Source organism: Alkalihalobacillus sp. BA299, from assembly GCF_017745675.1.
Lineage (GTDB): Bacteria > Bacillota > Bacilli > Bacillales > Bacillaceae_F > Alkalihalobacterium.
Genome location: NZ_JAFLJM010000005.1, coordinates 242,125 through 260,284 on the forward strand (window position 1 = coordinate 242,125; position 18,160 = coordinate 260,284).

Annotated in this window: 16 protein-coding genes; 6 read left to right on the top strand and 10 right to left on the bottom strand. The window is 37.1% G+C overall.

The annotated features are described in order from the left end of the window. The first annotated feature begins 1 nt into the window (after window position 1). The 4 genes from J0N78_RS08970 to J0N78_RS08985 all read left to right on the top strand — a co-directional run bounded on the left by J0N78_RS08970 (window position 2) and on the right by J0N78_RS08985 (window position 3,583). Window positions 2-742 (top strand): SDR family oxidoreductase, encoded by a 741-nt coding sequence (locus tag J0N78_RS08970; RefSeq protein ID WP_209122695.1) that lies wholly within the window; start codon window positions 2-4, stop codon window positions 740-742. A gap of 57 nt (window positions 743-799) precedes the next feature. Beyond that, the gene (locus tag J0N78_RS08975) at window positions 800-1,558 is read left to right on the top strand and encodes an SDR family NAD(P)-dependent oxidoreductase (RefSeq protein WP_209122696.1); all 759 of its coding nucleotides are present in this window, start codon (window positions 800-802) and stop codon (window positions 1,556-1,558) included. 95 nt (window positions 1,559-1,653) lie between these two features. Continuing rightward, on the top strand, window positions 1,654-2,712 hold the full coding sequence (locus tag J0N78_RS08980; RefSeq protein WP_307794916.1) for a phosphotransferase family protein: 1,059 nt from the start codon (window positions 1,654-1,656) through the stop codon (window positions 2,710-2,712). Between the two features lie 43 nt (window positions 2,713-2,755). Then, window positions 2,756-3,583 carry a crotonase/enoyl-CoA hydratase family protein gene (locus J0N78_RS08985; protein WP_209122697.1) on the top strand — a complete coding sequence of 276 codons (828 nt, stop codon included), beginning with the start codon at window positions 2,756-2,758 and terminating at the stop codon, window positions 3,581-3,583. Window positions 3,584-3,698: 115 nt separating this feature from the next. Here J0N78_RS08985 and J0N78_RS26135 read toward each other — a convergent pair whose 3' ends face one another. From J0N78_RS26135 to J0N78_RS08995, 3 genes are all read right to left on the bottom strand, one after another. After that, the gene (locus J0N78_RS26135; protein ID WP_280637197.1) at window positions 3,699-4,193 is read right to left on the bottom strand and encodes a CBO0543 family protein; all 495 of its coding nucleotides are present in this window, start codon (window positions 4,191-4,193) and stop codon (window positions 3,699-3,701) included. 195 nt (window positions 4,194-4,388) lie between these two features. Beyond that, window positions 4,389-4,889, bottom strand: a complete 501-nt coding sequence (locus tag J0N78_RS08990; protein WP_209122698.1) for a MarR family winged helix-turn-helix transcriptional regulator — start codon at window positions 4,887-4,889, stop codon at window positions 4,389-4,391. A 409-nt stretch (window positions 4,890-5,298) separates the two neighbouring features. Continuing rightward, on the bottom strand, window positions 5,299-6,465 hold the full coding sequence (locus J0N78_RS08995) for a M20 family metallopeptidase (RefSeq protein ID WP_209122699.1): 1,167 nt from the start codon (window positions 6,463-6,465) through the stop codon (window positions 5,299-5,301). 340 nt (window positions 6,466-6,805) lie between these two features. On the opposite strand from J0N78_RS08995, the gene J0N78_RS09000 reads away from it, so the two are divergent. Together J0N78_RS09000 and J0N78_RS09005 are read left to right on the top strand one after the other, a co-directional pair. After that, window positions 6,806-7,789, top strand: coding sequence for an MBL fold metallo-hydrolase (locus tag J0N78_RS09000; RefSeq protein WP_307794917.1), 984 nt, complete (start codon window positions 6,806-6,808; stop codon window positions 7,787-7,789). A gap of 478 nt (window positions 7,790-8,267) precedes the next feature. Beyond that, window positions 8,268-9,689 carry an alanine/glycine:cation symporter family protein gene (locus tag J0N78_RS09005; protein WP_374193896.1) on the top strand — a complete coding sequence of 474 codons (1,422 nt, stop codon included), beginning with the start codon at window positions 8,268-8,270 and terminating at the stop codon, window positions 9,687-9,689. A gap of 191 nt (window positions 9,690-9,880) precedes the next feature. Here J0N78_RS09005 and J0N78_RS09010 read toward each other — a convergent pair whose 3' ends face one another. The 7 genes from J0N78_RS09010 to J0N78_RS09035 form a co-directional block, all read right to left on the bottom strand. After that, on the bottom strand, window positions 9,881-11,086 hold the full coding sequence (locus J0N78_RS09010; RefSeq protein ID WP_209122771.1) for a Ger(x)C family spore germination protein: 1,206 nt from the start codon (window positions 11,084-11,086) through the stop codon (window positions 9,881-9,883). After that, the gene (locus J0N78_RS09015) at window positions 11,073-12,176 is read right to left on the bottom strand and encodes a spore germination protein (RefSeq protein WP_209122701.1); all 1,104 of its coding nucleotides are present in this window, start codon (window positions 12,174-12,176) and stop codon (window positions 11,073-11,075) included. The genes J0N78_RS09010 and J0N78_RS09015 overlap by 14 nt, the downstream gene beginning before the upstream one ends. A gap of 27 nt (window positions 12,177-12,203) precedes the next feature. Next, window positions 12,204-13,763 carry a spore germination protein gene (locus J0N78_RS09020; RefSeq protein ID WP_209122702.1) on the bottom strand — a complete coding sequence of 520 codons (1,560 nt, stop codon included), beginning with the start codon at window positions 13,761-13,763 and terminating at the stop codon, window positions 12,204-12,206. 5 nt (window positions 13,764-13,768) lie between these two features. Then, complete coding sequence (locus tag J0N78_RS26140; RefSeq protein ID WP_280637198.1) at window positions 13,769-13,894, bottom strand: hypothetical protein; 126 nt, start codon at window positions 13,892-13,894, stop codon at window positions 13,769-13,771. Window positions 13,895-14,155: 261 nt separating this feature from the next. After that, the gene (locus J0N78_RS09025) at window positions 14,156-15,262 is read right to left on the bottom strand and encodes a spore germination protein (protein WP_209122704.1); all 1,107 of its coding nucleotides are present in this window, start codon (window positions 15,260-15,262) and stop codon (window positions 14,156-14,158) included. Window positions 15,263-15,628: 366 nt separating this feature from the next. Further along, window positions 15,629-16,552 (bottom strand): response regulator, encoded by a 924-nt coding sequence (locus J0N78_RS09030; protein WP_209122706.1) that lies wholly within the window; start codon window positions 16,550-16,552, stop codon window positions 15,629-15,631. Next, window positions 16,549-17,871 (bottom strand): ATP-binding protein, encoded by a 1,323-nt coding sequence (locus tag J0N78_RS09035; RefSeq protein WP_247747205.1) that lies wholly within the window; start codon window positions 17,869-17,871, stop codon window positions 16,549-16,551. The genes J0N78_RS09030 and J0N78_RS09035 overlap by 4 nt, the downstream gene beginning before the upstream one ends. Window positions 17,872-18,160: the final 289 nt, after the last annotated feature.

Here is an 18,160-nt window from a genome sequence, read left to right on the forward strand (position 1 = left end):
GATGTCAAGTAAAAGCGTATTAATAACAGGTGGTGGAAAAGGATTAGGTCGTGAAATTGCTTATAAGTTCGCTAAAGCAAATTATCACGTTTTGATTAACTATTATCAAGATGAAAAAGCAGCCAAGTATACAGAAGACAAAATTAAAGAGGGAGGAGGAACTGCGACAATAATCCAAGCAGATGTCGGTCAACTTGAAGAAATTGACCGGATGATTAAGCAATTACCTCCAATTGACGTTTTAGTCCATAATGCGGTTTATGCCAAAACGAGTTCGATTACTTCGATTACAAGAGAACAGTGGGAACGAACACTCACAGTTAATGCTTCGGCCTTGTTATATTTAGCTCAGAAAGTTTACCCGCATATGCGTGATCAGCAATTTGGACGAATTTTTACGATTTCAAGTATCGGAGCAAGTCGTGCTGTTCCGAATTATACTAGTGTCGGTGTTTCTAAAGCAACGATGGAAGCACTCATTAAGTATTTTGCTGTAGAGTGGGCTAGCGATGGGATAACAGCGAATATCGTTTCTCCAGGGGCGATGAATACAGAAGCGTTTCGCTCGATTTTTCCTAATGCAGAGGAACGATTAAATGCAATTGCTAAAAAAACACCTGCACAAAAAACAGTTTCACTAGAAGAAGTAGCTGACATGATCTTAAACTACTGTCATCCGAATATGAGCATGGTGACAGGACAGGTTTTGCGGATGGATGGTGGCTATTCATTGACTGTTTAAAGAGGATATCGTTCAAATTATTTTTTAATCTACTAATAGAAAGGAAGAAGACCATCGATGAACCTTTTCGATTTATCAAATAAAGTAGCCATTGTTACAGGAGGAAATCGTGGCTTAGGTCGCTCTATGGCATTAGCACTTGCAGAAGCAGGAGCGGACGTTGTCATTGTTGGAAGAGATGATCAATTAAATAAAAAAGTAGTCACTGAAGTGGAAGAACTCGGTCGACAGGCGTTAGGCTTATCAGTTGATTTACGAAATGTAGAAGCAATTCAGCAAATGATTGCAACCGTTAAAGCTCAATTTGGGAAAGTTGATGTTTTGGTAAATAACGCTGGCGTTTCTAGTACTAATTTTGCACTTGAAGTCACGGAGCAAGAATGGGATCAAGTCATGGATTTAAATGTGAAATCATTATTTTTCTGTTGTCAGGCAGCAGGGAAATTGATGAAGGAACAAGGATTTGGAAAGATTATTAATCTCGCATCAGTAGCTGGTGCTGTAGGTGATGTTGGCATAAGTCCGTATACGGCGAGCAAGGCGGCGGTGATCAATTTAACAAGATCATTGTCACTAGAATGGGCGAGATACGGTATACAAGTAAATGCGATCGGCCCTGCTTATATTAAAACCGATATGAATAACGAAGCACTGGAAAACGAGAAAGTTTTAAATAAAATTGTTGGTAAGACGCCGTTAAATAGGCTAGGTCAACCTTCTGAATTATCAGGAGCAGTAATTCTACTCGCATCAGACGCAAGTAGTTACATGACAGGACAAACCATTTTTGTAGATGGTGGATGGTTAGCGCAATAAATTAGAAACTAAAATTAAATCATCCTTAGTAGTTTGATCGGTAGTCTGCCATGGATAAAAACTTTTTATTAACTTACTAAAGAGGGTGATAATGAGTGACGAATAACCAAAACACATCGATTGAAACGACAAATGAAATACATTGGGAGAAGGTAGAGAAGTACATTCGTCGTCATATACAAAACTTGAGTCAAGACCAAATGAGGACGAGAGCCTTTTCAAATGGATATTCGAACCTTACGTATTTTATTGAAATAGGAGAATGGCAGGGCGTATTAAGAAGACCTCCATTTGGCCCAATTCCTCCAAAAGCTCATGATATGGAAAGGGAATATCGAATATTAGAAAAGGTCTACCCGGTATTCTCCCTAGCGCCTAAGCCGTTACTATTTTGTGAAGATCCTGAAATAATGGAAAGACATTTTTATGTGATGGAAAAGAAAAATGGTGTTGTATTAGATCATGACTTACCAGAAGTCTATGAAAAAACGGAAAGAACAGGAAAGTTAGTGTCTAAAGCTTTTGTCGATACACTTGTGAAGTTACATGAGATTGATATAAAAGAAGCAGGATTGGATTCGATTGGTCGACCTGATGGCTATCTGGAGCGTCAAGTTCATGGATGGATCAAGCGCTATCAAAATTCTAAAACTGATGAAATACCAAATGTGGAACAGGTTGAAAAATGGTTGATCGACAATATCCCTACTTCTCCTGCTCCAACGATTGTCCATAACGATTTTAAACTAAATAATATGATGTATTGTAGTGATGATCCTGGGAAAGTTGTTGGTGTATTTGATTGGGAAATGTGTACGATTGGCGACCCACTGACAGACTTAGGCTCAGCTGTTGCTTATTGGACGCAAGCAGGTGAATCTTTATCCGGCTTACCTTCTGTTACGGGGCAACCGGGCTTTTATTCTCGTAAGGAATTGCTAGAAGCATATGCTCGAAAAAGCGGGAGAGACATCTCCAATTTTGATTTCTATTTAACATTTGCTTTTTATAAAATTGCGGTTATTCTCCAGCAAATTTATTATCGCTGGAAGATTGGCAAGGCGGATGATGCAAGGTTTGAAAGTTTGATTATCGGTGTTCGTAATTTATTTGAAAATGCGACGCTTGCAAAGCGAAAAGAGTTTTTACGGTAGGAATTACTAATTAAAGCGACGTGGAAGCATGAAGGAGGAACTAATGAGTCAAACGATAAAATGCGACATACAGGATCACATTATGACGATCACACTCCATCGCCCTGAACGAATGAATGCATTTAACACCGTAATGCTTGAAGAGCTTGTTGCTGCATTTGACCGTGCAGATGAAGATGATTACATTCGCGCGATCATCATAACTGGAGAAGGAAGAGCATTTTGTGCGGGCGCTGATTTAGATAACGGTAGCCAATCCTTTACAGGAGACGTGCAGGATACGGAGGAATTCCGTGATACTGGTGGGATCCTTAGCTTACGAATTTACGATTTGAAAAAGCCGATCATTGCCGCAATCAATGGAGCTGCTGTTGGTGTTGGCATTACGATGACGCTTCCGATGGATATAAGAATTGCAGCAACAACTGCCAAGATGGGTTTTGTTTTTTGTCGGCGCGGGATTGCACCTGAAGCCTGTAGCGGCTGGTTTTTACCTCGTATTGTTGGGATTAGTAAAGCAAGTGAATGGGTGTTAACCGGTCGTGTGTTTTCTGCGCAGGAGGCGTTGGATAACAAACTCGTGAGCCAGGTTGTTTCACCTGAAGAATTATTACCAACCGCACAAGCCATCGCTAAGGAGATAGCCGAAAATACGTCAGCAACTTCTGTGGCGCTCTCACGGCAATTATTATGGAGAATGCTTGGAGCTAATCATCCAGCACGATCTCATGAAATCGAATCAAAAATGATTCAGTGGTCAAGCGCCCAAGCAGACGCAAAAGAAGGTGTTGCTTCCTTTTTCGAGAAAAGGCAGCCGGAATTCAAATTAAAGGTGAGTAAAGATATGCCCTCCTTTTATCCGTGGTGGTAAGAAGCTACCTAAATGAAACGTAATCAATGAGACATCTCAACAATAGCAGTTACAATTGATAATTATTGTAATTGCTTTTGTTTTGTCTGGAAACTAAGGGTGGAAATTAAATCCTTTATGCGATATTGCATTTTGGTGTTTTCTTAAAAAACCATTTATAAAATAAGTGAGAAAGGTAATAAGAGGTCCATATTGTAACAAAACTCCAGTACCAAGCCCATTTTTTGTATCGAATTAATTTTGTATATTTCACCGCAATCATTTCAAAAGAAGTAATAATGGATGTGTATAAGAAATAGTATAAAATTATTCGTCCTTTATTGCTTTTTTTAGGAAAGTAAAGGTTGAAAAGTACTGCTATTGCCGGAAAAATTAAATATTCAAACAGAAAGCTCGATTTGTTAGAATGCTTAAAAAAATAGCGATATGGATATTTTATTAAGCCTTTTTCAACTACGAGTAAACCGAAAAACCATGTAATGACTTGATGAAAAAGAAAGGAAACAAATGCTTGCCGAACTTTTTGTTTTGGTACATAAAGGATCAAAAGAAAGATGATTATAAATGAAGATGAAAATATAATACTTTTTTCCAACTTATAGTTTTTCATCAGTAGCTAGCATCTCCTTTCACTAGGAATTTTTTTGTTTCTTTTTATCCCTAGAATAAATTCAACGGTTTTAGTAAAATTATCCCTTTTCACTTTATGGTTTTTATTATTACCACTTGAACTGAAACTTATTTGCGAATGCAAATAAAAAATGTCGAGTAGCTTCAATTGAAGCTACTCGACGTTTTTGTTCTTTTAATCTAATAGCATGTTTTTTGACTTTTTTATCCATTGAGTATATGTTTCTCCAATTAATTCTGTACTTAAAAATGAAGCTACTTCGATAAACTTTGCTAGGTCTTCTTCGGGGATTTTTTCTAATATGCTAACAATTTGTAAATCAGAAGACTTCACATGTTCATCAATAAACTCTTGTATAATTTTTCTACCAGATTCTGTTATCGATAATATTTTTGTCCTCGAATCTTTACCACTTTCAATTTGAACTAAACCATCCTCATTTAGTTTGGTTAGTTGACGGAATGCATTTGAAATATTCGTTTGAGCAATGTAGGTAAGATCAGACATCGTCATTTCCGTGTCAAAATACAGGATCCACAGCGTGCGGAAACTAGGGAAGGTAATCCCGTATTTTTTTAGAATACGGATTAGATCGTTTTCTAAGGCCGAATTTAAAGCCCTTATGTATCCATGTGTTTCATAGCTTTTGGCAAATCGTTCTCTCATTGAACTCAAAAGATCACCCTGTTCCTCAATTCCAGTGTAATTTTTTGGCTCTTTTCTCAAAGATTGTTGCTTTTAGCTTTTGGACCGTAAGCCAAGTGTATGCTTGGCTCTTCACGCATAGCGTGAAGGTTTTGAAAATAAAATAGCCGTTCAGACAAATAAATTTGTCTTGAAAAGGCTATTTTATTTTCAAAAAACCGTCCAAAAGCAACAAAGTTAACGAAAACAGCCAATTTTTTTAATACTAGACATTTCAATGAAAAAAATTTCCTGTTATTGGAAAATGTATAATTATTATGACCATATTTTCTTTCTTTAAACTTTTAAGAACTGAAAAGAGCTTCGATAATAACCTAAAAGTCTGTTAGGTTATTATCGAAGCTTAAAACGATTCGTATTGCTATAGTATTCCTCAAAGCTACTTTTTTGTACGACTAAATTCTTCCTTAACCTTCGTTAATAGCTCAGGTTTTGTTAATATATCAAATGCAGTATTGGCCATACACTTTGCACCAAGTATTAAGCCTTCAAAGCCTTGATTACTCATAGCGGCCTCGCGGAATTCGTGCGTATGGCACGCATGCGGTTCGTTGCAAATTTGAATATAGGGATGGATTGATGGGACGACATGACTTACATTCCCCATATCCAATGAGCCGGCAGAACCTTTTTGATAAATCTCTGATCGTTCGACACCTAATTGCAAGAGATTTTCAGTGAAAGAATTAGACAACACCTCGTTGGTTCTCATGTCATCATAGGAAAATTCATAATAGGATGTTTCTAGCTTGGCACCTGTTGCTAAAGCTGCTCCCTCGGCACAGCCCTTTACTTTTTCGATTAATTGATTTAAGTAAGTACGATGAGCAGCACGGACGTAAAATTGAGCAACTGCATAATTAGGTACGATGTTTGCAGCTTTTCCGCCTTCTGGTATAATTCCGTGAATACGAACATCTGGAGTAACGTGCTGTCTTAATGCATTGATTGAATTAAAGGTTTGAATAACTGCATCTAGGGCATTTATTCCTTCGTGTGGAGAAGCGGCAGCATGGGCTGCTTTTCCGAAAAACTCGAACTGAATGGCGTCCATAGCAAGTGAAAAACCACTTTCTTCATGACGGTGAAAAGGGTGAACCATCATTGCGACATCTAAATGATCGAAGATGCCTTGCTCGGTCATCGTTACCTTTCCCCCACGTGTTTCTTCTGCAGGTGTACCATAAACATACACTTTTCCACCATAGTTTTTAATAACTTTACTTAAGCCAATGCCTGCTGCAACAGCCATCGTTCCAATGAGGTTATGCCCACAAGCATGTCCTAATTCTGGAAGTGCATCGTATTCCGCCATAAAAGCAATGCTTGGACCAGGAGCCCCACTATCGAAAACAGCTTCAAATGCTGTGGCAAGTCCTGCTGTTCCTAATTCTACTTGAAAGCTGTGGTTTTTTAGTTCATCAGATAATATTTTCGAAGCTTTAAACTCTTCGTGTCCTAATTCAGGATTTTCACCAATATATTGACTAATTTTATAAAGTTGCTCACGAATTTGCTCGATTTCTTGAATGATTAGCTTTTTCATATAAAAACCTCCATAAAACACTAGATTTGCATATTGTATCATGCAGTTTCATTACCTTAGATAATAATAAAGTATTTCGCATTGCGAAGTAAATAGTTTTGTGAGAAAATAATAATAAATAAGTAGGAGGTAATGATATATGTTTAAAGAAACGTGCTGGTGTAGTATGAAGTTTATATAATAAACAAACGGTGACAGGCAACTTAAGTACTCTAAAGGTGCCTGTCACCGTTATTTCCACTCTTATTTATTTTCATTCATCACATCCTGTGTTAGGCTTGAATTATCGAAACTTTCGGATTACTTAAAGTGAGCCTCAATTTGAAAATTAGCGAAAGGTGTGTTGATCATTAATAATTTTGAAAGAGATGGATATAGTGTTTATCCAATTATTATTCCCGCCAACCCTGGGCTTTTGACATATAACTTCTTCCTCGTTAAACATAATCAATCACTCACACTCATAGATGCGGGAATACCTAGTGATAGCTGTTGGGAAGGGCTAATGGAAACGCTTGAGAAAAACGGATTTTACCTTCAAGATATAACAGAAATTTTATTAACGCATCATCATATTGATCATGTAGGAGTTGTGAATCGAATTACAGAGCAACACCCTATTCCGGTTTATGCTCATCCACTTGCCATTCCGAGAGTCAAAAGAGATCCAGAGTTTCTAAATACACGTATCGCGTTTTTTGAACAATTTTATCAAGAAATGGACTGCGGGGAAGAAGGTGCTAAACAGGTCGACTATTTAAAAAAATCAGTTGAAAAAAATGCTCATTTGAAATTAACGGCTGCAATTTCCCCTCTTGAAGAAGGAATGCGCATTTTCGACTTTTATGTGAAAGAAGTGCCTGGGCATGCCCCAGATCAAATTGCCCTTGTTGATGAAAGAAGAAGATGGTGTTTTGGTGGAGATCACTTAATTCAGCATATTTCGAGTAATGCGCTCGTTGAACCGGATTTTATGAATCAGCGAATCCGTTCGTTGGTCGATTATAAACAATCATTGAAAGCATTTATGGATTTAAATGTAGACCTTGTTTTTGCCGGTCATGGTGAAATGATCGAGGACCCAAAACAACTTATTGAAATGAGATTATCGAGAATTGTAAAGAAATCTGAGAAAATTAAAGGTTTAATTCAATCTGGAATTTCTACTGGTAGCAAACTCGCCAAGCAGCTTTATCAAAGTCAATATCAAAAACAATTTTCACTCGTCATGTCAGAGGTTGTCGGTCATTTAGATGCTTTAGAGGCAGATAAGCAAATTGAGAAGCAAATGAAAGATGGAGTTTGGCATTATCGGGTTGTTTAAAAATATTTTCAATTAACACCTGGTGATTTTCAGATGACTGACTTCCTAACAAGGTATTTTCTTTTAAGAGGAATATCGAGTAAGGAAATGAAATAAAAATTACATGTATAGGGGCTAATGTAGTCATTTCTTAAACGTTCACTCTTGTCCTTGATTAATACAAGCTACGAATTAGTATAACCCTCAAGTACTATCTGAAACATGAATATCAAAAAACAATAAAAAATATATATTTATGACATGTAGACCAACATTGTTTTTTGTTGGTCTTTTTCCTTGTTTAAATATATAGGTAAAGGAGGTAGCAAAAACTTTTAAAATTTTTCTTATTAATATGTAGTGTTCTGTTACTTTTTGTAGCTTTGTTTATAAAATAAATTTGTATTCTTTTTAGGTATAGATGAATGAAAACGCTTACTAAAAGGGGGGAGGAGGAAATCAAGCTTGTTAATCGATTAAAAAAAGGAATAAAGAGGTGATAATGATGGTGGAAAATATTATTAATTGGGGAAATACCGTACTGTGGTCGTATATCTTAATCGTTATACTCGTTAGTTTAAGTATTTATTTTACAATTAGAACAAAATTTGTTCAAATTACGAATCTGAAAGAAATGTTTAAATTAATGAAAGAAAGTTCTTCGACTAATAGTGGAAAGAAACAAGTTTCATCATTTGGTGCATTCTGTATTAGTGCTGCATCAAGAATTGGTACTGGTAATCTAGCTGGGGTTGCAATTGCCATTACATTAGGTGGTCCCGGCGCTATATTTTGGATGTGGATTATGGCGTTATTTGGAGCTGTATTAAGTTTTATTGAAAGCACATTAGCACAAGTATATAAAGTGAAAGATAAGAGTGGCTTTAAAGGCGGTCCTGCATATTATATGGAAAAAGCTCTCGAGAAAAGATGGTTAGGAATATTATTTGCTCTCTTAATTACGTTTTGTTTTGGACTAGCCTTTAATTCAGTTCAAGCAAATACAATATCAGCTGCATTTGAAGAAGCATTTGGTATTAATCGTATTGTAGTAGGATTGATATTAACGGTTATTGTTGGATTTATTATCTTTGGTGGTATTAAACGTATTGTCAAAGTATCACAAGTTGTTGTACCAGTAATGGCACTTTTCTATCTTATTATAGCTACATATGTTGTGATTGTGAATATTGAGGAGATTCCGAGTGTAATTAGTTTAATTGTGTCAAGTGCATTTGGAATAGAGCAAGCTATTGGCGGTGGTATCGGTGCTGCTATTATAAACGGAGTAAAGCGTGGCTTATTTTCTAATGAAGCTGGTATGGGTAGTGCGCCAGTAGCAGCCGCAACAGCTAATGTAAGCCATCCAGCAAAACAAGGTTTTATTCAAACGTTAGGTGTTTTTGTGGATACTCTAATTATTTGTAGTGCAACAGCCTTCATTATTCTATTAGCTGAAATTCCTAAAGAAGGAATGGGAGGCATTCAAATTACTCAGGCAGCACTAAGTAGTCACATTGGTTCTTGGGCCAGTATTTTTGTTGCAGTCGCGATTCTATTATTCTGCTTTAGTTCAATCGTTGGGAACTACTATTACGGGGAGTCAAACTTAGAGTTCATAAAAGAAAATAAAACGATTATCTTTGTTTTCCGTATAGGCGTATTAGGGATGGTTGCATTCGGTTCGGTATCGAGCTTGAGCATGGTTTGGAATTTAGCAGATCTTTTTATGGCATTAATGGCAGTCGTCAACTTAATTGCTTTAGCACTAACAGGAAAAATTGCCATAGCGGTATTAAAAGATTACTTAAATCAGAAAAAAGAGGGAAAAGATCCAGTATTCTATGCTAATAACATTGAGGGGCTTAAAAATGTAGAATGCTGGGAAGAGGAAAGAATAGAGGAGCGTAAAAAAGCATAATTCATTCCTATTGATTCGTATCTATAATAGGAGCGATATCAAATGGCCTAAATTAAATATCCAGACAGCAGTTTATTTGAAAGGTATTGGGAAAATGGGGCGAGAGAGGCAAGGCTAGCAACTTACGCTAGTTCTGCCTCTCTATAAAAAATTCTTGTCCATTTTATTATAGGTATGATTGATAAGCGGCCTTACTCCTTCGTACCTGTTGTGGAATAATCTGTGATGGTTATTTCCACACTGTAGTTGATGTGAACGTCACTAAATGTTTTATCCCAATCTTTTTTGATCTTTTCCCATACTTTAGGATGCTCGATTCTCAATCGGTTTCCGAATCCAGCAACATCTACTTGGTATTCTTCTTGCATTTTTTTTAATACATTACTCACCAACCGCTCCACTTCTTTTTCTGCGGCTTTTTCCGTCTTCTTTAGAAATTCGCTTTCAAAAGCATTTCCCGGCCAGACCCAATCTTCGACCAACCTTCCCTTTGATTCTATTTTCACATCAAAAGAGATGTTTTCTCCATCAAGATAAGATGTAATTTTGCTTTCTATTGACTCTGCCTGATAAACGATCAGCTGATTTGTCTCTTCATCGAAGCTTTTCACCGCTCCACCTTCTCCCTTTCCTGTTATCCATGTTATGCCATCTAATTCCTCTGCATTTAAAAAACCATGCAGTTTTTTTGTCTTTCCATTGATCACGGCCCCTCCTGCAAACTTTACTTCCCCCTCTATTGCAGACACCGTTTGTAGGAGGAAACTGGAATCTCCCGACAGATATGCATTTAACTTCGCTTGAGTCACTGGAGGCAAAATCCGGGTTGTCATTTTTTCGTTCTCTGAGATTTTAACGAGGTGAAACGCCGGAATCTCAGTTCTTTTTGCTTCCAAAGCGTCTCTGGCCTTTCCTTTGGCAATAAAATAAATGACGCTTTCTCTTAATTCATGGGAACGGATATACTCATTCATCAGATTTAGCAGATTTATGTTACGAGCTAACTCTTCGCCAATTACCACTACTTTCAGATGTGAACCGAGAGGGATATGTTCATCTATCAATGTGAGTTCAAGAAATAACTGATAAACGGAGTCTCCAGTAACAGAAAGATTTTCGTAAGCCTTTTGCTGTCCTCCTCCTTCTTGTTGTCCTCCCCCAGATGCTTGTGGGACAACATTTTGCATGGTAAATGTGAACAAGTTTCTTTTTTGATATCCGCCTCCTTCTTTCTCAAACTCTTGCTCATGTGGAGAGGGTTCTCCCATATCTAACGCTTCACCTACATTGATGGACAGCTCTTCAATGTCTCTCTGATCCCAACACCCTGTAAGAAACAGGAGGAAAATAACTAACAGTGAAATGAAAAGGGATTGTACATTGTTACGGCTTTGCATCATTCTTTCCCTCCTTCAATTTCGAAACAACGAGAAGCAGCAGCGGCAGTGCACCAAATAAAAACAACGCGGCATTGCCGATCATATCCCCGAGTGTATGTACGTCATTCGTATTTTTCGGAATCATAGCAATGATATAAATAACAGGAAGCAAGCCATACATAAATGGATGAATGTTCTTTTGGAAGAGTTGGGCCAGCCCCAAAGCAGCAGCATAGTAGGTAATGGTGAAGGTGGAAAATATTTGCATAATCCATATCACGAGCAACAAAGATTCAAACCGTTCAAATATTAAACCAGTGATTTCAAAACTTCGTATGAGATCAAACGTCGGCCATGTTCTCATTATCACTCCATCGACGGATAACGCTCCGATGACCATGACGACGGTTATCACGTAAAAGAGCACGGGAATGCCTATTCCAACTAGAACGACTTTTACTGCTTTGTTTGGCTGTTCCATAAACGCCACAAGGATCAACATGATTTCAAAACCTGTATATGCTTGAGCTGTTGTCTTTACCCCTTTTAACACTGGCATGACCCCCAGCCCTAATACCGGGCGGAGATTATCTATCTCAAATATTCCGAAGCTCAAATAGGTAACCAGTAAAAAAATAATAATCGTAATGGGGAAGATGATTTCAAACAGGCGGGCGATCGGGTTTATGCCGCCAATGATCAAATAGAGACCTATCCACATAAATGGCATGGTAATAGCCCAGATCGGTGTCTTATCCAGCAAATATAATTCTGTTACTTCTGCCAGCACTCTGACTTCTAATGCAGAAGTAGTAAAAAAATAAACAATAATAAGTAGACTAAGTAACCAGCCCGACCATTTCCCTACAAGTTCTTGGCTGTATTGATAAAAGGTTTTGTCGGGAAACTGTTGGCTTAATTTCACAATGATCACTCCTGCAATCATCGCAATCAGACCGCCCAAAATAACGGCTATCCAGGCATCTGGCGTCTTCACGTCCTCCACAGTTACTCTTGGAAGAGTGAGGATCCCTATTGCAACTATAAAATTGATGATGACGACAACTGCTTGCGATGTGGTAATTCGGTCTTTTGGACTGGCAATCATCGCTGATCCACTCCTTTTTGTAGTGAGCTATCCTTTGCGTATGGAATCTATCGTATGCATCATCTTCGGACGACGTTTCATCATCTGGAGCGGCATACGTACCATAAAGTCTTTCCAGTCACTTACTCGATAAGGAACAGCCGGACTGACATAAGACACACCGAAGCTTTTCAGTTTTACCAAATGACTCATAAGCAAGAGGAGAAACAGAATAACCCCGTACAATCCAAACACAGCAGCGCTAAACATAGCCACAAAGCGAAGGATGCGCAACGTAATCCCTGCACTATACTGAGGGATGGTAAAGGAGGAAATGGCGGTTACCGCTACGACAATCACCATCACCGGGCTCACAATGCCTGCTTGAACGGCAGCTTCACCAATGATCAGACCGCCGACAATCCCCATTGCTGGGCCAATCGGCTTAGGCAAGCGCAGCCCGGCTTCCCGCAAAATTTCGATGGCTATTTCCATAATCAGTGCTTCGATAATTGATGGAAACGGAACACCTTCTCTTGTTCCTGCAATGGAAATGGCTAAATTGGTCGGGATCAATCCTTGATGAAATGAAATAAAAGAAATATACATCGCTGGCCCCAATAACGAAACTAGAGCTGTAAAAAAACGTAATAAGCGAATGACCGTGCCGGGAATCCAACGGTCATAATAATCTTCAGGTGATTGCAACAGCATGCTAAATGTAACTGGAACAATTAAGGCAAACGGCGACCCGTCCAACAGGATTGCTACCCGGCCTTCCATTAAAGCGCCCATGACACGGTCAGGGCGCTCCGTATTCTGTACTTGCTGAAAAGGGCTGAGGTAATTATCTTCGATCAGCTGCTCTACATAGCCTGATTCCAGTACATTATCAATGTCGAGTTTCCTTATCCTTTTCTTTACCTCTTCCACTAATTCTGGATCAGCTACATCTTTAATATAGGCAATAATAAGTTCTTTTTTTGTACGCTTTCCTACTTGGAATTTTGTTATTGATAAGTTCTCATTTTTACCATTGCGTCTTAAAAGGGCGGTATTATCGCTTAAATTTTCATTGAAACCAATCCGTGGGCCTCTAACCGATTCTTCTGAAGCTGGCTCTTGAATATCCCGTGTTTTTCCTTTCATTGTACCGAGAACTAATACATCCGACGACCCATCAATTAAAAGTGCAGTCGAACCTATTAATACTTCTGACACCAAATCTTTAATGTTTTCTACTTCATTTAATTGACTAATGGAAAGGACATGATTTTTAATAAAATCTAATGAAATGGTCCCTTGCACCTGTTTCTCTTCATCGGAAAGATCTAACATCAGTGATTTCATAATATGTTTGTCGATAAGATCTATATCTGCTAGCCCGCTAACGAAAAAGATTGCCGCCCGAATGCCCGTATGCCCTATGTTAAACTCGCGAAAGTGCACATCCGAGTTATGACCTATTTCTTGCCTGACAAGTTCTAGATCTAAGGTGAGATCACCAGTAAAATGACCTGTTGAAACTTGAAAAGGCTTGGATTCCTGCTTTTTATCACCTTGAATGGCCCTTTTTATTAGTCTGTTCTTTAATTTCCACCTTCTCATTCTCATCACTCTTCCTCTAATGTGCGGATCCAGTTAAAAAATTTCGAAATAACAAATGGAATGAAAAATGTAATAAAAGCTTGTATGAAAACGATCCAATCTGGAAGATATGAAACTATCGCTTTCCACATTTTAATCCCCCTATAATTGCCCCATGCCAGCAGCTGACACCACCCAAAACGTTTGTGAAATTTTGTTGAAAGTTCAGGTGAGCAGAGAAAATTCGATACTTCATTTTAAAAAAACTTACTCTTCTACTAGTATTTGTTAACCATTTTGGTTATATGCTGAAATTTATAACAATCTGAATTATTACAATCCCTTTCTGTGGCCAAAGGTCGGACTTTGAACACTAAGCGATGCTTTTTATCAAAAAAACGATTTTCTGTACACTAAAAATATCGGCTTTTATGCTTTCCCTCCTTCAATCTCGAAACAACGAGAAGGAACAGTGGCAGTGCACCAAATAAAAACAACGCGGCATTGCCGATCATATCCCCGAGTGCAAATAGGTCATTCGTATTTTTTGGAATCATGGCAAGGATATAAATAACAGGTAGCAAGCCATACATAAATGGTTGAATGTTCTTTTGGAAGAGTTGGGACAGACCCAAAGCAGCAGCATAGTAGGTAATGGTAAAGGTGGCAAATATTTGCATAATCCATATCACGAGCAACAAAGATTCAAACCGTTCAAATATTAAACCGGTGATTTCAAAGCTCCGTATGAGATCAAACGTAGGCCACGTTCTCTTTGCCACTCCATCGACGGATAACGCTCCGATGACCATTACGACGGTTATCACGTAAAAGAGCACGGGAATGCCTATTCCAACTAGAACGACTTTTACTGCTTTGTTTGGCTGTTCCATAAACGCCACAAGGATCAACATGATTTCAGCAGCTGTATACGCGAGAGCCGTTGTCTTTATTCCTTTTAGCACTGGCATGACTCCCAGCCCTAATACCGGGCGGAGATTATCTATCTCAAATATTCCGAAGCTCATAAAGGTAACCAGTAAAAAAATAATAATCGTAATAGGGAATATAATTTCAAACAGACGGGCGATCGGGTTTATGCCGCCAATGATCAGATAGAGACCTACCCACATAAATGGCATGGTAATTGCCCAGATCGGTGTGTCATCTAGCAAATATAATTCTGTCACTTCCGCCAGCGCTCTGACTTCAAATGCAGAAAGTGTAAAAAAATAAACGATAATAAGTAGACTAAGTAACCACCCCGCCCATTTCCCTACAAGTTGTTGGCTGTATTGATAAAAGGTTTTGTCGGGAAACTGTTGGCTTAATTTTACAATGATCACCCCTGCTATCATCGAAATCAGCCCGCCCAAAATAACGGCTATCCAGGCATCTGGCGTCTTCACCTCCTCCACAGTTGCTCTTGGAAGGGTGAGGATCCCTACAGCAACTATTGTGTTGATGATGACGACAACTGCTTGCGATGTGGTAATTTGGTCTTTTGGACGGGTTATCATCGCTGATCACTCCTTTTCGTACACTACATCTTTTATGACTCGGAGCCAATTGTTAAAAGTTCAGATGAATAGGGATAAGTCAGCTTTTCATATAAAACCCCTGACTTTTTTGCTAGTATTTGCAAACCACTTTGGTTATATCCGGAAATAAAAACAATCGGAACTATTACAATCACATTCTGGGCCAACGCTTGGATTTTGTACACAAGTGATTTTTTAAACCAAAAAAGCCAATGTCCTGTATATTAAGGACGTTGGCTTTTTTGAAGTATTAAAAGGTTTACTACTTAGTAACAGAAAAGTGGGGTGAATCATTATTGAAAACATAAAGGGTTTTGTTATTGTTTGCTTATGTTTTTTCTCGGTTTACTCCTCTAACATGAGTCGTTTTGCTTCAAAATATAAGGCTTGAATAAATTTTTTTACGTTAATTCGTGTAGTTGAATAGGTTGGTTTTGACTCATTTTTTAACTCTGTCATCTTTTTACGAACCATAGTAAAATCAAAAAAGTGAGATGCATACTCTTCAAATTTAGGGTTTGAAAAATCTGTGAGTCCTAAAGAAGCTAAATGTTTTAATGACTGATAAACTGCTCTTCGTACACGTTGTTTAGAAGCTTTTACTTCTCTACTCAAATCCTGCTCATCAGCTGGAACATCAAGCTTTTTATTAGCTAAATTCTCAAAAATATCTTTAAGGGCTGGCATTCCTTCTTCAAAGGTATATTCCTTCTCATAGTTAAATAAAAAACATAAAATATCAACTAAATCTTTACTGCCATTTTCACCAGCAATCCCTAATTCAGATAATAGGTATTGACCATAAGTTTTAATATCATAAGTAGTTTCACTTTGATGAGGTTTCGTATCGATATGAAGTGCAATATTTAAAGATTTTTGAATGTCATAAATTGATTTTTCTAAGAGAAGGTGTTTAATCACTTTTTGGATAACAGCTAACACCTCTATTTTATTAACCGGTTTTATAATATAGTGTTCAATTCCAAGTAGGTAGGCTTCACTGATTAGATCCTTTGACTCTATTTGAGAAATCATAATGATTTTGCCTTTAAATGTTGGAGTAATATTTTGAATGGTTTCGAGACCATCACAATTAGGCATCAATAAATCAATTAATAAAATGTCTACCTGTTTTATATTTAATGTGTCGCCGTCCAATGAACTACCATCACTTGACTCACCAACAATTTTTCCTAGATTTTCATCCTCGATCATTTGAGTAAGCATAGAACGAACCGTCACATCATCGTCAGTTATATAAAAATTCATCCGATTAACTCCTTTTCAACCAAATTTTCAATTGGCAATGTAATCGTAAAAATAGTCCCCTTATGATTAGGACCATGATTATGGGTGACTTTTCCATTTAGCCGCCCAACCATATCTTTAACATAGGTTAACCCTATACCAGTAGAGGGGTTACCAGTATTATCAAATTTTGATGTAAAACCAGGGTTAAAGATGATATCTTTATATTTTTCTGGGATGCCAGGTCCGTCATCTTCAATGTGAAATTTAAGAAAGTTTTGCTGCCTGCTTATATATATTTTGATCGTACCTATTTCTTGAATTGCTTCTACTGCATTAGCCACTACATTATTAATAATAGATAGAATAGTATACACATGATAAGACCGGTGAACATCTTGAATAATATATTCAAGATCAATATTTTTACCTAGTAAACAAGCATATTTTTTATTTGTTTGTGCAATGATTTCCATTAAATTATTAATATTAATATAATCAGTGAAGCTTTGTTTTGAAATAAGTTCTGATAATCCAGCATAAATTCTTTGATTATCTTTTTTTATTTCATGCACTTCACCTGCGATTTGGAGTAATTGATGAATGACTTTATCAGAACTTTTTATTTTTTTTTCTAGATCATCAGTGCTACTTTGTTTCATTTCCTTGTATAGACCAAAAGATTTTCTTGTAATATCTTCAGCGGTTTGTAGTGTCTTTTTTAAATGAATAGATTCTTCGTATAAATTCGAAATAAGCAATAGCATATGTTCATTACGCTTTCGAACCTCTACCTCACGTGAGCGAGCTTCATACAGTTTCATCATACTAAATACACCTAAAACAATAAAACTATGTGAAAGTGCAATAAAAAAGATTTGAGCAAGTGAAGCCGTAGTTATTGTAACCCCTAAAACAAAAAATTGTGCAATAAATTCTGCAAAGTCTGCGATGATTTCAATGATTATCCCAAACACTCCAATGACTATAGGTTGGTCATGAAAGCGATTAACTTTGACTAAATAAAAAATAAAAGCATAAGTGAAGTAAAAGAAAAAAGTAGGGTAATGAGATTCAAAAGAAGATAACCAATTAAAGTCTTGATACATCATATCTAGTAGAATACGAAAACCTACAACAAGTATAGCTGTTAAAAATCCTGGAATGATTGCAGGTGTTTTTCTCAAAAATAATAGGGAAAAGAAAAAAGCTGGTGGACCTAAACTAATACGAAACGCTTCATTAATAGGATAAAAGTTTATTTCACCTGCTAATGGTACGAAAAGAAGCATTAATACTATAATAGTATAATCTTTCCATAGATAAGGACTCATTTTCATAGATGTCACTTCCTGATCTAAAATTAATATTCATTAATTCTTTTTTTTCCTGTTAATAAAGCTCTATTTTTTTGTGATTTTTAGACACGTTCATGTGCAGGGTTTCATCTCTTATTTTTCTTTATATATTGCCATAAACCTTAAACAATAGAAAGTGTATATATAAAATTTATTTATAAATATTCATGAATTCATTTCTATTTATTTGTAGTATTTTGTTTTTTTTCGTAGCTTAAATTATAAACTAAATTACAGCTTCTTAATATAGGTTTGTAAGCGTTTACGAGGG

Bases quoted from the DNA above. Each gene is read 5' to 3' on its own strand.
- J0N78_RS08970 (WP_209122695.1), top strand. From the start codon at position 2: ATGTCAAGTAAAAGCGTATTAATAACAGGTGGTGGAAAAGGATTAGGT.
- J0N78_RS08975 (WP_209122696.1), top strand. From the start codon at position 800: ATGAACCTTTTCGATTTATCAAATAAAGTAGCCATTGTTACAGGAGGA.
- J0N78_RS08985 (WP_209122697.1), top strand. From the start codon at position 2,756: ATGAGTCAAACGATAAAATGCGACATACAGGATCACATTATGACGATC.
- J0N78_RS26135 (WP_280637197.1), bottom strand. From the start codon at position 4,193: ATGAAAAACTATAAGTTGGAAAAAAGTATTATATTTTCATCTTCATTT.
- J0N78_RS08995 (WP_209122699.1), bottom strand. From the start codon at position 6,465: ATGAAAAAGCTAATCATTCAAGAAATCGAGCAAATTCGTGAGCAACTT.
- J0N78_RS09010 (WP_209122771.1), bottom strand. From the start codon at position 11,086: ATGCAAAGCCGTAACAATGTACAATCCCTTTTCATTTCACTGTTAGTT.
- J0N78_RS09015 (WP_209122701.1), bottom strand. From the start codon at position 12,176: ATGATTGCCAGTCCAAAAGACCGAATTACCACATCGCAAGCAGTTGTC.
- J0N78_RS09020 (WP_209122702.1), bottom strand. From the start codon at position 13,763: ATGAGAAGGTGGAAATTAAAGAACAGACTAATAAAAAGGGCCATTCAA.
- J0N78_RS26140 (WP_280637198.1), bottom strand. From the start codon at position 13,894: ATGTGGAAAGCGATAGTTTCATATCTTCCAGATTGGATCGTTTTCATA.
- J0N78_RS09025 (WP_209122704.1), bottom strand. From the start codon at position 15,262: ATGATAACCCGTCCAAAAGACCAAATTACCACATCGCAAGCAGTTGTC.
- J0N78_RS09030 (WP_209122706.1), bottom strand. From the start codon at position 16,552: ATGAATTTTTATATAACTGACGATGATGTGACGGTTCGTTCTATGCTT.
- J0N78_RS09035 (WP_247747205.1), bottom strand. From the start codon at position 17,871: ATGAAAATGAGTCCTTATCTATGGAAAGATTATACTATTATAGTATTA.